The sequence below is a fragment of the Bacillus sp. ISL-41 genome, from assembly GCF_018613235.1.
Taxonomy (GTDB): domain Bacteria; phylum Bacillota; class Bacilli; order Bacillales; family Cytobacillaceae; genus Mesobacillus.
This window is the reverse complement of sequence record NZ_JAGGQP010000008.1, coordinates 154666-167651: the sequence shown is the minus strand read 5'-3', so window position 1 is coordinate 167651 and position 12986 is coordinate 154666. Positions and strand designations below refer to the sequence as shown.

Annotated in this window: 13 protein-coding genes; 9 read left to right on the top strand and 4 right to left on the bottom strand. The window is 41.1% G+C overall.

Annotated elements, in window-relative coordinates; translation table 11 throughout:
• Positions 1-141 precede the first annotated feature (141 nt).
• From J7I80_RS04145 to glsA, 4 genes are all read left to right on the top strand, one after another.
• Positions 142-1407, top strand: a complete 1266-nt coding sequence (locus J7I80_RS04145; RefSeq protein ID WP_214736131.1) for a LysM peptidoglycan-binding domain-containing protein — start codon at positions 142-144, stop codon at positions 1405-1407.
• A 166-nt stretch (positions 1408-1573) separates the two neighbouring features.
• Positions 1574-1957 (top strand): phasin family protein, encoded by a 384-nt coding sequence (locus tag J7I80_RS04140; protein WP_214736130.1) that lies wholly within the window; start codon positions 1574-1576, stop codon positions 1955-1957.
• Positions 1958-1972: 15 nt separating this feature from the next.
• On the top strand, positions 1973-3646 hold the full coding sequence (locus J7I80_RS04135) for an ABC1 kinase family protein (RefSeq protein ID WP_214736129.1): 1674 nt from the start codon (positions 1973-1975) through the stop codon (positions 3644-3646).
• A 121-nt stretch (positions 3647-3767) separates the two neighbouring features.
• Positions 3768-4694 (top strand): glutaminase A, encoded by a 927-nt coding sequence (glsA, locus tag J7I80_RS04130; protein ID WP_214736128.1) that lies wholly within the window; start codon positions 3768-3770, stop codon positions 4692-4694.
• A gap of 194 nt (positions 4695-4888) precedes the next feature.
• Here the strand turns inward: glsA and J7I80_RS04125 are convergent, their stop codons facing one another.
• A complete protein-coding gene (locus tag J7I80_RS04125; protein ID WP_251027579.1) occupies positions 4889-5263 on the bottom strand; it encodes a hypothetical protein in 375 nt (124 codons plus the stop codon).
• Positions 5264-5268: 5 nt separating this feature from the next.
• Complete coding sequence (locus J7I80_RS04120; RefSeq protein ID WP_214736126.1) at positions 5269-6459, bottom strand: ParM/StbA family protein; 1191 nt, start codon at positions 6457-6459, stop codon at positions 5269-5271.
• 202 nt (positions 6460-6661) lie between these two features.
• Between J7I80_RS04120 and J7I80_RS04115 the strand changes: the two genes are divergently transcribed.
• The 3 genes from J7I80_RS04115 (at position 6662) to J7I80_RS04105 (ending at position 9750) form a co-directional block, all read left to right on the top strand.
• Positions 6662-7429 (top strand): CsxC family protein, encoded by a 768-nt coding sequence (locus tag J7I80_RS04115; RefSeq protein ID WP_214736125.1) that lies wholly within the window; start codon positions 6662-6664, stop codon positions 7427-7429.
• A 327-nt stretch (positions 7430-7756) separates the two neighbouring features.
• The gene (locus J7I80_RS04110; RefSeq protein WP_192471762.1) at positions 7757-8536 is read left to right on the top strand and encodes a CsxC family protein; all 780 of its coding nucleotides are present in this window, start codon (positions 7757-7759) and stop codon (positions 8534-8536) included.
• Positions 8537-8757: 221 nt separating this feature from the next.
• Positions 8758-9750, top strand: coding sequence for a hypothetical protein (locus J7I80_RS04105; RefSeq protein ID WP_214736124.1), 993 nt, complete (start codon positions 8758-8760; stop codon positions 9748-9750).
• Positions 9751-9793: 43 nt separating this feature from the next.
• Here the strand turns inward: J7I80_RS04105 and J7I80_RS04100 are convergent, their stop codons facing one another.
• Complete coding sequence (locus J7I80_RS04100; protein WP_214736123.1) at positions 9794-10606, bottom strand: CsxC family protein; 813 nt, start codon at positions 10604-10606, stop codon at positions 9794-9796.
• A gap of 242 nt (positions 10607-10848) precedes the next feature.
• Entirely contained in the window at positions 10849-11526 is a 678-nt protein-coding gene (locus J7I80_RS04095) for a CotY/CotZ family spore coat protein (protein WP_214736122.1), read from the bottom strand.
• Positions 11527-11721: 195 nt separating this feature from the next.
• Here J7I80_RS04095 and J7I80_RS04090 point away from each other — a divergent pair, with 195 nt between their 5' ends.
• Together J7I80_RS04090 and hutP are read left to right on the top strand one after the other, a co-directional pair.
• Positions 11722-12303 (top strand): branched-chain amino acid aminotransferase, encoded by a 582-nt coding sequence (locus J7I80_RS04090; protein ID WP_214736121.1) that lies wholly within the window; start codon positions 11722-11724, stop codon positions 12301-12303.
• Positions 12304-12465: 162 nt separating this feature from the next.
• Positions 12466-12900: a histidine utilization transcription antiterminator HutP gene (gene hutP, locus J7I80_RS04085; RefSeq protein ID WP_214736120.1), complete on the top strand. Its 435-nt coding sequence runs from the start codon at positions 12466-12468 to the stop codon at positions 12898-12900.
• Positions 12901-12986 lie beyond the last annotated feature (86 nt).

Sequence of the window (12986 nt, the reverse complement as noted above, 5' to 3'; positions counted from 1 at the left end):
TCCATAGCGGTGATGGAGACATAAAAAGGAGCCGATCCTTAAAAAGCTTTGAGAAACGGCCACCTTTTAAAAATGACAGTACTATATCATATCTTAAACACCATATGATTATAAAAGGAAAAAATAAAAAGGTGTGATCAGATGACTGTCCACGTAGTTAGGTCGGGTGAAAATCTATGGGCAATTGCCAGAACTTATGGTGTATCGACCCAAAGTATTGTTGATGTCAATGGACTTCCTTCCGCCAGTTTAATCATTCCAGGACTGGCTCTTTATATTCCAGATCAGCAGCCTATAATTCGTTATTATAAAATCAAAGCTGGCGATACACTTTGGAGAATTTCTTCCCAATTCAAGACTAGTATTAGCAGCATTGTCAGTGCAAACCCTGGACTAGATCCCAACAGATTGTATATTGGCCAGAACATCAATATTCCTTCCCCTGTTGAACCACAGTTTTCTACACTTGGATTCATCGTACCTGGCTCCTCTCAAACTTTTCTGGCCGAACTGGAGAAAATGGCTCCTCATCTAACTTATGTTGCTATTGTGGCATTTTCCTTCACAGAAGAAGGATATGCCTATGTCTTAGGGGATGACGCCCCAATTGTCCGTAAAAGCAGGGATTTAAATATCATCCCTTTATTATTGATCCAAAATACTACTGCTGCCGGATTCAGTAAAGAGCTGGCCGGCAATGTATTGTCATCCCCGACATACCGCAGGAACCTCGTTGCCAGTCTTGTTAATTTAGCAACTCAACGGGGGTATGGCGGAATCAGTATCGACCTTGAATTTATTCCGCCGCCTCAAAGGGAAGATTTTAATTCCTTCCTTCGTGAACTGAAGGCGGCGATGGGCAATCTTATTTTACATGTGAACGTCCATGCTAAGACTGAAGATATCCCGACAAATCCAATTATCGGAGCCTATGATTATAAAACGATTGGGGAGATTGCCGACATTGTGGCCGTGATGACGATTGATTACGGATATCCGGGAGGACCGCCTGATCCTATTTCCCCTTTATGGTGGATCGCACTGGTTGTCAGGTATTCATTGACCTTGATTCCTCGAGAAAAATTGCAAATTGGTCTCCCCCTTTACGGGCATGATAAAGTGGTTTCAACCAATCAATATCGTGCGCTCTCCGTCCTGGACGCACAGAACCTTGGTATCTCTGTTGGTGCGGTCATCCAATATGATTCTGCAGCCAGATCACCATGGTTCAGATATTGGAAAGGAACCGAAGAGCATATCGTCTGGTTTGAAGACATCCGCAGCTATATCGAAAAGTACAGATTAATTGATTTATATCAGCTCAATGGAACAACATATTGGCAGCTTAGTTTGAAGGCTCCCCAAAACTGGGCTTATCTCAATAAGGCAGATGTTATCAAACTGTGACTGTAAATAAAGAACTTAAGCAGCCAAAGTGGGACCAAGGAACCCGTTATGGCAAAAGTACCTGTTCAGAAATATAAACAGGTGCTTTTTTATTTTATTTGGGTGATTGTTCAACATTTTGGGGTATCAATAAGTAAATTGATTTCTAAAAGAGGAGGTTCTATTAATGAATAATTTTCTGAAGAGCGGTTTTTTGTTAGGGCTGGGAGCTGCCGTTGCCGGTAAGGAAAAGGTAGATGAAACCATTATGAAGCTGGTTGAGAAGGGAAATATGACCCAGGCTGAAGCTGACACTATTTTTGGTGATTTTTTCAAAAAAGGCGAATCGAAAAGCGGTGAATGGAATGAAGAATTCCGGAAAATGGCCAGAACCCAGCTGACTGAGCTTGGATTTGTAACAAGGGAAGAATTAGACACAGTCCAGGCACAGCTTGTATTATTGCAGGAAGAAATTTTGCATCTTCGTAATAGCAGGTTAAATAATAATATTGACCAGGTTGAAAACGGAATGGAAAATATTCCGCCTGGATTTTCAAAAGACATTGAATAGCAGCGGGTGATGGAATTGACGGACCGATTGAGACGGTTAAATAGATATAGAGAGATAGCTTCATTGTTTGTAAAATATGGATTTGGCTATGTTCTGGAAGAGGTAGGGCTGTTTCATATCCTGTCATTGAAGGACCGGATCGCTGCAGATGTGAAAAGCGGGAACACCAGGGAAGCCGGTAACCGTATAAGGTGTATGCTGGAGGAATTGGGGCCCGCTTTTATAAAGCTTGGCCAGCTCCTCAGTATCAGAAGTGATATGCTTCCTCAAGAGATTGTTAAGGAATTGGAGCTGCTTCAGGACCAGGTTCCCCCAGTGCCTGTAGGTGAAATTAAGGAGAAGCTTCAACACGAATTTGGCAGGCCTGTTGAGGAAGTATTCCAATATTTTAACGAAGGATATGTAGCGGCAGCGTCGATTGGACAGGTCCATGAAGCGGTTTTGTCAACAGGGGAATCTGTCATGGTGAAGATCCAGCGGCCAGGAATTAAGCAGACCGTCCATACGGATCTTGAAATTTTAAGGGATATTGCGAGGCTGATCGAGCAGCGTTATGACTGGGCTCAATATTACAATATCACTGATATGGTTGAAGAGCTGTCAGAATCAATCCGCAGGGAACTGGATTATACGGAAGAAGCCCGGAATACGGATATGGTTCAAATGCAGTTTGAAGATTGCGAATCGATAAAGGTCCCAGTTATCTTTCATGAATACTCGACTCCTCAGATTCTGACCATGGAAAAGGTTGAAGGGATAAAACTCAACGAGTTGAATACAATTATTATTAAAAATGAGGAAAAACGAAGGATCGCTGATTTATTGGTAAGTGCATTCATAACCCAAATTCTAAGGGAAGGTTTTTTTCACGGTGATCCACACCCTGGTAATATCCTTTATAATCCAGAAGCTCAACAGCTTATTTTCATAGATTTTGGACAAGTAGGCCGGCTTTCAGCAAGCTTGAGATATGATTCGGCATCAATGATGATGGGAATTATGCAGGAGGACACCCACCGGATCGTCAGGTCTGTCTTCCGTATGGCTTATGTTCCATCCGATATTGATAAACAGCACTTTTATGACCGGGTAGATGGAATAAGGAAAACGGTTGAATGGTCATCAAAAGAAGGGCTAAGCTTGGGTTTGACGGTCAAGGAGCTTTTTGCTGCGGCACAGGAACATCGGATTATCCTGCCGAAGGAAATGACGATGATGGGGAAAGCCTTAATCACGATTGAAGCCATCATTTCTGAAATCGATCCAAACCTTGATATGATTAAGTTAGCCAGGCCTTATGGAGAACAGATAATGAGGGAACGGTATGATCCGATTAAAATGGGCAAAAGGCTTTGGAATAATGCGGAGAACTTATCTGATACATTCACCAATATTCCGAATCAGGTCGAAACTGTTTTGGATCAGGCTTCCAAAGGAGATTTGAAATTCGAAATCAGCTTATCGGAAATCAATCGGATTCTTCATAAATTTGACCGGATCAGCAACCAGGTATCTTTCAGTTTAACACTGCTTGCCTTTAGTATTGTTGTGCTTGGTCTGATTGTCGGCGCAACTTTTGGCAATAATACTATACTGACAAGCGTACCGGCAATCGAAGTAGGATTTATCATTGCATTCGGAATGTTTTTATGGATTATTTATTCTATATTGAAGTCAGGCCGTTTTTAACTTATGCTTAAATTCTTAAAATTTGGCAATGTTCATACCATTGCCTTTTTCTATGGAAAAGGCGGTTAACAGGAATGCGAGTTGGTAATTGTTCAAAATTAATGATTCGGGGGAGTAATTTATGCCTTGCAGAACGACTGATGAATTGAATGAACTTGTACAAGAAGCAAAAAAATACACTGACGGCGGGAAGGTGGCAGATTACATCCCTGCATTGGCGAAAGCGAATCCAGAAGAGTTGTCAGTGGCTATTTTTCATGATGATGGAACTTGTGTTTCGGCCGGGGACATACAGCAGAAATTGACTTTGCAAAGTGTTTCAAAAGTATTGACACTTGCGCTTGCCCTGATAGATTACGGTGAAGAAGCAGTTTTTGACAAAGTGGGTTATGAACCAACTGGCGATCCTTTCAATTCAATTGTCAAGCTGGAATTCAGTCCTTCAAAACCGTTGAATCCAATGATTAACGCAGGCGCATTGGCAGTTACTCATATGATTAAAGGAAATGATGCCGATCAGCGCTTTGAACGAATTCTTTCATTCATCCAGGAACTGGCAGGCAACTCTTCAATTGGTTATTCAGAGGAAGTTGCTCAGTCTGAATATGAAACTTCTGATCTGAATAGGGCCTTATGTTATTTTTTAAGGCAGCATGGCGTGATTGATGAGGATGTTGAAGAATTGTTAAAGGTGTACACGAAACAATGTGCAATTGAAATGGACTGTCTGGACCTTGCACGTATTGGATGTGTTTTCGCAATGGATGGTTTGGAGCCGGTCACGAATCGCCGGTTGATACCTGCACATGTCGCTCGCCTGTGTAAAACGTTCATGGTTACTTGTGGTATGTATAATGCTTCGGGAGAGTTCGCTGTCAGGGTTGGTATTCCTGCAAAAAGTGGTGTATCAGGCGGTATTATGGGTTCTGTTCCAAACAGATTCGGGATTGGCATCTTAGGGCCGGCCCTGGATGAAAAAGGGAATAGCATTGGCGGAATTAAACTGCTTGAAAGAATGTCTGCAAGGTATAATATGAGCATGTTTTAGCGATTTGTATTTGTAAAGATTCAGACAAATCACAGATCATGAATTCTAGTCCGTCACTAACCAGGAATACTCTCGACTGTTTCAAGCATAATTAAAGAATGATCTATCAGACCAATTTAAGCAGAAATTATTAAAAGACCCCTTCCAAAAGTGAAGGACGAGTACATGAGTACCGTCCTTTATTTTTCCAATGATTAGCCCCCGAATGCTTCAAGGATATCTTCAACTTCCTTCATGTTGAGTAATTTTGCAGCTTCTGTTTGTTCTTTCACGGTTCTTGCCTTAACAGGCGGCTGGAGTAGATAGGCGCCATTTTCAAGCATCGATCGAATGTCTGCTAGCTGCTGGAGAATTTCAGCAGAGCCCCCATTCAATGCCGGTTTGGGATTCAGGTAATGATGAAGGGCTGAAAGAACAAGATGGCCTAGCGAACTGTTATCGGCATGATATTCGATTTGCTCCTCAATTTTTGGTGAAACTGAATACGACTCACCTGTTTTGACATCAATATATCGTTCAGGGACTGTTATCGCGATCTTATTTACATAATCCGTATAGGTGTTTGACATACCGATCATCCTTCAATGGAAATTAGTTCCTCGGTATTCTCATGTTGTTTTTTAAGTTGGTTCATTTTGGCTAAAATCATGAGTCCGAAGACGTTCAGTTTTTCCAGGTTCTCTGGAAAAGTCAGTTCAATCGGGCGCCCCTTATCAGCCCATCTAACTGCAGCTTCCTGGATTTGCTTCTGGGCAAGTTTTGCTGCACCGCCAACTGCGATGTAGCGGGATGCCCCCTTGATCTCGCTTGAACTGCTCCTGGCACGGTCAAAGTGCTCAAGGTATTTTATAGCCATGATCCTCAATTGAGGGATCACGTACTTACTGATATCTTTCCTGACACCGGCAAATGGTTCGACATACCATTCTGATTGGCCGGCGAAAAGTTTTTCTTCAAGCTCTGACCTTGAGTCAAAAGTGTATAATTCGTTCTTGCTTACTTTTTTTATAATTGTATCCAAAAATAAATTGATTCCAAAATGATCACCTTCAACTGAGGCTACAGGCTTACTGTTCTTGATTCCAACGAAATCTACTGAATCCCCGCCAAGATCACCAATGATGATTCCTTTCTTGGAGTCCTTTACGAGGGTATCGTCCTTGATTGTCAATGTGTCAATGTCCCGAATTAAACCTAAATAGGCACAGGCTCCCTCAGCGCCAACAATTACATCTTTGATTTCCAACTTGACAATAAGCTCTTTTGGCTCAGGAATTCCCGGCACCTTATGGAGTGTGATGGTATGGCTGCCAATCAAGCGCTGCTTCAGTAATTCTTTTCTCTCCTTATATTGTGTAGTTGGTAGAGATACAGCTAATTGGTCAATACAATAGTTTAGTTCAATATCGTTTGGATTTATGATGGAAGCATGGTAGGCTGCAGCGGCAAACAGAAGGATATAGGTGCGGTCTTCGTCAGCTTTCTGATTATTGCTTGCGGTCAGGCTGACATTCCTTTGCTTGGCAGCCGCCTTTCCTGCGTAAAAAATTTCTCTTTTGTTTGTGATCGCCGGGCTTTTTATCTCTACGATCAAGTTTTCCTCGAGATTAATATCTTCCTCGTCATAGGGCTTTTCATAAAACTCATCATCGTACAATGCGATGGCGTTTGGCATTTGGTATTCCCTGAGCTCTCCATGGTCAGAGGCCAGGACTTTATACCAGCTGTTCCCTATATCGACTGCAAAATAATTATAATTGTTCATTTTATCCTCCTCCTTTTGAATCCTATGCAGAAAGCATGTTCAATTGTGCAAGTACCCATTGATTATAGAATTAAAGAATTTCAATCGTGTAAAATTCAAAGAATGCGAAAAATCCGCATTTGTTCTGATTCATTCATCTAGTCCAAAAAAAATAGCAGGAATAGGATAAATTGTATAAGAAATTTAAAAGGAGGAAATATGAATGACTAATGAACATAAAGGTTCACGTGGTTGTGTGAATGTGAATAAATCTGCTTCAATGTCGGAATGCGAAAATGTTAGGGCAGTTCCTGCTGGAGTAGGCCCTCTTGCCAACCTTGCTGTAACACTGGCTGATGTGAGAGTATCAGATCATCTTGTTGCGGAAATCCACTTCCCAGACCCAGTACTTGAAATTAAGGATATTAAAAAGCGGGTGAAAATTGTCCAATGCAGATTGCTTCTAGGAACTACATTCCCGGCAGCAGGCGTCCCGTTGTTCATCAAAGGCTACGTCCGGAAGAATATCCAGTATGCTACACCTTGCCCTCACGCTAAGAGTGATTGTGTATCATCAGAAATGCGCTCTTTGACTGTTGATGTACCTTTTGAGTGTGTAACTGTCCTGACACGCGATCGCTTCATTAGAGGACCAATTTTGCCTGTAGCGAATACTCGTGATGAATTTGATTTCTTCAGAGCTCAGAAGCTAGGACATGGATTCCCTGAGAAGGATGAATTGCTATCAAGCGACTTGTCTCAATTCCATCAGGTAAGCACTCAAAACTATAATCCAATCACATTTTGTGAATTAGTGGAAAGCAGCATTGTTCAATGGGATGAAGCAATCGACCGTTATCCGCTGCCTAATAATGGACCATTCGAGGAAGGAACATTCCAAACAATCATTGAAAAAACATTCCTGCAATTCCGTGTGAGAGTTTATCAAAACCAGCAAATCGATATCTCTGATCTCTTCGATGGAGATTAAGAAATAGCAGAACTCAATTATCCAGTATTATGCAAGATGATAAAAGCATGGCGAAGTCCAGAAAAATCTGGAGCCGCCATGTTTTTTCTTTATGCTTCATACATATTCACGATTAACACTTTTTGCTAATTAACAATAGAAGCAAACAAAGTGTCAAAAAATTTTTTAAGTGGGTGTTTGGCCAGTACATCACAAATAAATAAAGGGTTTACACCGGATACCTGCATTGAAATTTCTCTTTGCATAAGGGCAATCGCCTAGACCCAAAAAGTCGAAGCGCATAGGATAAAACATCTTCACTCTAAGGAGTTTAAGGAGGAGCCATGTATGTTTGAACCAGATAAAAATAAAAAGCCTGATTTCGAGTGTAAGCCTTCAACTGATCATTTTGAATGCTCACCTCGACACCACCATCCACATGTAAGCCTTGGAAAGGTCGTAACAAAAGTTCCAGTCGTTCTTGCGGAACTGACTCTGCACGTGAATCTGGATACGATGATTAATTTCCCAGAACCGGTGCTTGAGATTAAGGATATTAAAAAGCGGATTAAATTGACTCAATGCAGACTGCTGTTGCCGACGAATAAATTATTTATCAAAGGGTTTGTCAGAAAGAACATCCAATATGCAAGCCCGAGCCAGGAAATTGAAGCTTCATCATCTTCATCCGTAGCTTCTGACCTGCACTCTTATACAGTCGATATTCCGTTCCAGGTAGTAACAGAGGTGAAGAATTTCCTTTCCCATCCAGTAATGCCGCAAGTGAACAACAGGAAGGAATTTGATTTCTTCGTTTCAAAACCTTTGTCAACTGGATTCCCGGAAAAAGATGAATTGCTGACTAGCGACTTGAGCCAGTTCCACCAGGAAAGCTCACAGCATTATAATGAATTGCCTTTCTGTGAATTAGTATCCAGCCAGATCATTGAATGGGATGAAGCGATTGACCGTCAGCCGTTACCGACATCTTCACCAATCGATGAAGGATATTTCCAGACGATTGAAGAGAAAATGGTCATCGATTTCACTGTACGTGTACTTCAAAATCAGCAAATCCGCGTTTCTTCAGCAACAAATGATCCAGATTGTTATGACGAATCAGAATAAATATTAGATAAAAGGCGGGGGAATATACTAGACACCAACAGTATATGCCCCTTTATGTTTTACGGCTATAGCGAAAGGAGGGTAGGGATAGGTTGCAATAAAAGCAGACCCTTCCATTGAAGATGGAAAACAGAAGTAGAACGTTTCACGAAATGAATCTGTTTCAGGGCAATTGGGGAAATAATTCATTGGGCCGCGGGAGTTCAGATGGTGATTCAGAAATGGAGAGAATTTTTGAAGAAATCGATAAGGATTTAGGCGAGAATTTCAATGATACGAGATTACCGCCTCAAGGTAAGAGTTCGGGAAAGCCATTGATCCTCGCTCCTCCTGTTATTAAAAGTGTTGAAGAAAAGCCTTCTTCTTCAAAAAGACAGTTTACAATAGAAGAGGAAGAGTCAAGCGAGCTGCTAGAAATCATTAGTGACAGAGAGGATCTAATAGAGGAGGCAAGTCAGGAAGATTATGAGGAATCCTCTAGTGAAATAATGTTAGAGGAGTCCAGCGTTCTTCCTGATGAAAGTGACAATCAGTTATTGGCTTTTTCAGAGTCCGGTGATGAACTTTATTACAATGAAGAACTTGATGAATCCGCAGATTATCATTATGAATCATCTGAATCTTCCTCGGAATCTATTAAATTAGCTACAGCCGCATACAGTGGGAAAAATATGAAAACAGAAATGACAAAGGTGAGGCTTCCTTTACAGCTGGCAGATGTGGATCTCGAGATAGACATATTTGATACATTCAGCCTCTCCAGGCCAATCTCCACGGTTTCTAATGTTGAGTGTTCACTTCACTCCATTGATGCTGAAGTATTACTGCCATCAGCCAGCTTATTCACCAAAGGAACCCTTCTCTTAGACATTGATTATGTAAGTACTGACGATAAAGGGACGATGCATTCACTTAAGATACACATCCCATGGAAGAAAATCATTTCCGTAGACTGGATTCATCAGCCTGAACTTTCTTTCAAGGACAGCAAGGAATATTTATTCACTTCAAATCTTGGTATGGAAGAAGGGTATACCCGCGAATATAGCGAGAAATTAGCGGAAAAAGTGGATTTCAGCCTATCGGGTTTGCATTGTATATGGAATGAACAATTCATCCAAAACGACAGAGTCATGTTCCAGGGTATGGCAAGAATGAAAATTGGTCTCTATCAAAAACAATGTCTGGACTTACAAAAGCTGCTTTCTCTATAAAGGAAGAACAGGGTGCCTCAGATGAGACACCCTTGCTCATGTGTTAACCTTCATTGCGTTTCATTAAATCTTTCATCCTGTCCTTCATGCTTTTTGGCTGATGTTCCATCTTATAGCCTGAGTCACATGAAGAGGAGGATTCTTCTTCTTTGCCGCCATAGCAATAACCCAGGTTAACCTGCTGCTTCTGAAGCAATTTGAAGAATAAGCCGACTTCCATCTTCTCGGTGATTCGGCTGAATCTGCCCCAGTTGTCAAAATCTTTGTAAAGATCCAGGTCATTGACAAAAGATGCTAGCAGTTTGCAGTCGATTGGCTCATTGTAGTACTCATACGTGTATGCTCCAGATGTGCAATTATCGGCACCATGGCCTTTCTTGTCAATGAACCTTCTTTCATATACTGTGTTCTTTTGGCTCAAGTGTTCATAATCAGGATAATTGTAAACTTTGACAGCCTGACTGCAAGTAAATGGTACATCGACACTGTAGTCCCTCAATACTCCGCTGCATTGCTCAACATATTGGATATTCTTGTGAACAACACCAGAAATATATAGTTTTACCTTGTCATAGTCCATTGCTGAACGGATTGCCTTACATTGTGTCAGGGATACATTCCTGCGCATGTGTTTGATCTCACGTGCGGCAGTTGGCAGTTCAATGTCACTTTCAACTTCTACCTGCAGCTCCACTTCTGCTAATGCAACATCAATGTCAGCGACTGGGTACTGAAGATAATTGCCATAAGGATAGTAAGAATCATTATCGCAATCAACCCGAAGTGTTTTAGCTTCATCACATGAAAGCTGTGGCGGACAGCCATGGTTTGAATTGCAACCTGTATTTCTCTTCATATCTTTCACTCCTTTTTTTTTAATCAAAAGCAGTAAGAAACAGTAAAAGTCTGCTCCTTTCTTTTGACTTACTATTTTATATGCCAGTACAACTGTAAATGAATAGACGAATGATAGAGGGCAATCACATATTTTTAATTTCAAGGGAGTGAGGTTAATAGAACTCGGGACAAGTGCTGAGTATTTGACACAAAACGGAACCCCACATAGAAGTGGGGTGATTGTTTTTTCTATTCAGGAAATCAATGTCCAGAGCATAACAGTTTCTTTGGATCCATCTTCTTCGCTTTTACAGGCGGGAAGCAGGTAATACCGACAAAATCTTTTAAGTCGACTTCGAAGCATGCACCAGTTCTAACGAATCCCTCAATCCCATGGTGCTTACCTTTGCATCGTTCCGGACAGAGCAACTCGAGGATCGCACAGCATTTGGATCCCTTCGTAAAGTCAACTACTCGGAAAAAAGAAGACTTGATGTCATAAAAGCAGCCACCGATTTTAACCACGCCAGTACCTACGAAAGTCTCGCAATCCCCTTTGCTGCATCCGCATAATAATTTGAACGGGATTGTATCATAGTTGGACTGTTTGCATTGATTCAAAAGCTCTCTGATTGATCTTTCGCAGCTGACGTCACAACCATGACTCTTTTGTTTTACCTTGTGTTGTGCTTCATTTATATCCCTTACCTTTTTGCATACACAGTGATGTGAATGTTTTTCATCATGATGGCCTTTTTGACAGCCGCAATCATGTTTGTCATCGTCCCAATCCTTGTGTTTGTCTTTATCCTTCTGTTTCTTCCAATCTTTATGGTCATCCCAGTCTTTGTGCTTCTCTTTATCACGGTGTTTCGACTTTTCCTTTTTATGATCGTAATCATCGTCTGGCCGATGATCATCTTTGTAATAATAATTCATTAAACGCGCCTCTCCTTTCTTATAGAGTGGTGATGTACTAACAGGATATGGGGAAAAGCAGTGGTTTGTATGGGGATGTGACCATATAGACGAAATTCTTCATTGGTTTTTGGGAAACCTGATCTAGAATATTTGCTATTTGCCCAATTACCATTCAATATAAATAGCAGCTAAATAAATATGGAGGCAATAAATATGTTAAAGAACCAGGTCGAGAAGTATATAACAATTCAGAAGAATCCCGTTGAATTACATAATGAAGAAAAAGAATATGCAGTGCGTCAAGGACTGCTTCATGGAGTTGAAGTAAAAGAATTAGAATCAGATGCTCGTTTTGCGGATGCTTATGTTGAGAGAGGAAACAAAGAAACTGAAGAGTTCCTGGGTGAAGAATCATTTAAGTTCCTGAATCAGCCAATTGCTTATTTTAAAGAGCGGAAAAATGAATTCATGTATTTGGAATCCAAATGGTTTGACCTGATCGGTGTTGATGCCGTCAGTCTAGAAAAAGATGATGTGTTCGGAACATATGACGTTATGCTGGGACTTAAGCTTCAGAAGAAATATGAATCTGGCATCAAGAAATACCTGGAGGAGAACCTTCATGGTGAGGGGTCTAGGTATGATCTGATGTTCGATGCCAATGAGGGAGTATGGAGCCTGAATTTCGCATTGAATGGGCTGGACGGTTACAGGGAAGATCTATTGATCAGAGATGCTTATAATCTGATCTACGGCTTTCTTTTCAGGCTTGCAGAGTCTTTAGAAAATAAATAACAAAAAGCGCCTGTTGGCGCTTTTTTCAATGCTTTAACATGGTATCATACTACTATATTAGAATACTAAAATTTACCATATAGGTTGACATTAGCGATGGGGAAACATAAAATTAATATAAGTTATTAGTCAATAGTTAAAATTCAGAAAACGGGGTTTGTCATGAGCAAAATTGCGATTGGGAAAACAGCGATCCTGCTGGCATCTTTTACGGAAGAAGAAATGGTTTTTTTTCAGGATTCCTTAAAAGATGTAAGCTATTGCCTTGGAAAAGTTGGATCGATGAATATGCAGAAAGTTATTTCCGCAGTGGAAACTGCTGCCAAGCGCCATGGTCTCATACATCCAAATTTGTACCGTGAAACCCATGCACTATACCATGCGATTATGGAAGGCATGGAGGGGGTCACGCGGGGGCATCTTTCCATTGGTGAAATGAGCCGTACTGTCGGCCTTCGTTTTGCCGTTGTCCGTGGAACACCTTTTACCGATGAAAAAGAAGGAGAATGGATTGCTGTCGCTTTTTATGGAACGATTGGCGCTCCTGTAAAGGGGTCTGAACACGAAACGGTTGGTTTAGGAATCAATCATATATAAAGTTGCATTGCCTATAGTCCACTAGTCAGTAGGAGGCGATGATGGTTTAAGTATGCCATTGTCGTCTCCTTTTTATTTTATCCAGT

Coding starts and splice junctions, on each gene's coding strand:
- glsA (WP_214736128.1), top strand. CDS start 3,768: ATGCCTTGCAGAACGACTGATGAATTGAATGAACTTGTACAAGAAGCA.
- J7I80_RS04125 (WP_251027579.1), bottom strand. CDS start 5,263: ATGTCAAACACCTATACGGATTATGTAAATAAGATCGCGATAACAGTC.
- J7I80_RS04145 (WP_214736131.1), top strand. CDS start 142: ATGACTGTCCACGTAGTTAGGTCGGGTGAAAATCTATGGGCAATTGCC.
- J7I80_RS04090 (WP_214736121.1), top strand. CDS start 11,722: ATGTTAAAGAACCAGGTCGAGAAGTATATAACAATTCAGAAGAATCCC.
- J7I80_RS04105 (WP_214736124.1), top strand. CDS start 8,758: ATGGAGAGAATTTTTGAAGAAATCGATAAGGATTTAGGCGAGAATTTC.
- J7I80_RS04100 (WP_214736123.1), bottom strand. CDS start 10,606: ATGAAGAGAAATACAGGTTGCAATTCAAACCATGGCTGTCCGCCACAG.
- J7I80_RS04115 (WP_214736125.1), top strand. CDS start 6,662: ATGACTAATGAACATAAAGGTTCACGTGGTTGTGTGAATGTGAATAAA.
- J7I80_RS04120 (WP_214736126.1), bottom strand. CDS start 6,459: ATGAACAATTATAATTATTTTGCAGTCGATATAGGGAACAGCTGGTAT.
- J7I80_RS04110 (WP_192471762.1), top strand. CDS start 7,757: ATGTTTGAACCAGATAAAAATAAAAAGCCTGATTTCGAGTGTAAGCCT.
- J7I80_RS04140 (WP_214736130.1), top strand. CDS start 1,574: ATGAATAATTTTCTGAAGAGCGGTTTTTTGTTAGGGCTGGGAGCTGCC.
- hutP (WP_214736120.1), top strand. CDS start 12,466: ATGAGCAAAATTGCGATTGGGAAAACAGCGATCCTGCTGGCATCTTTT.
- J7I80_RS04095 (WP_214736122.1), bottom strand. CDS start 11,526: ATGAATTATTATTACAAAGATGATCATCGGCCAGACGATGATTACGAT.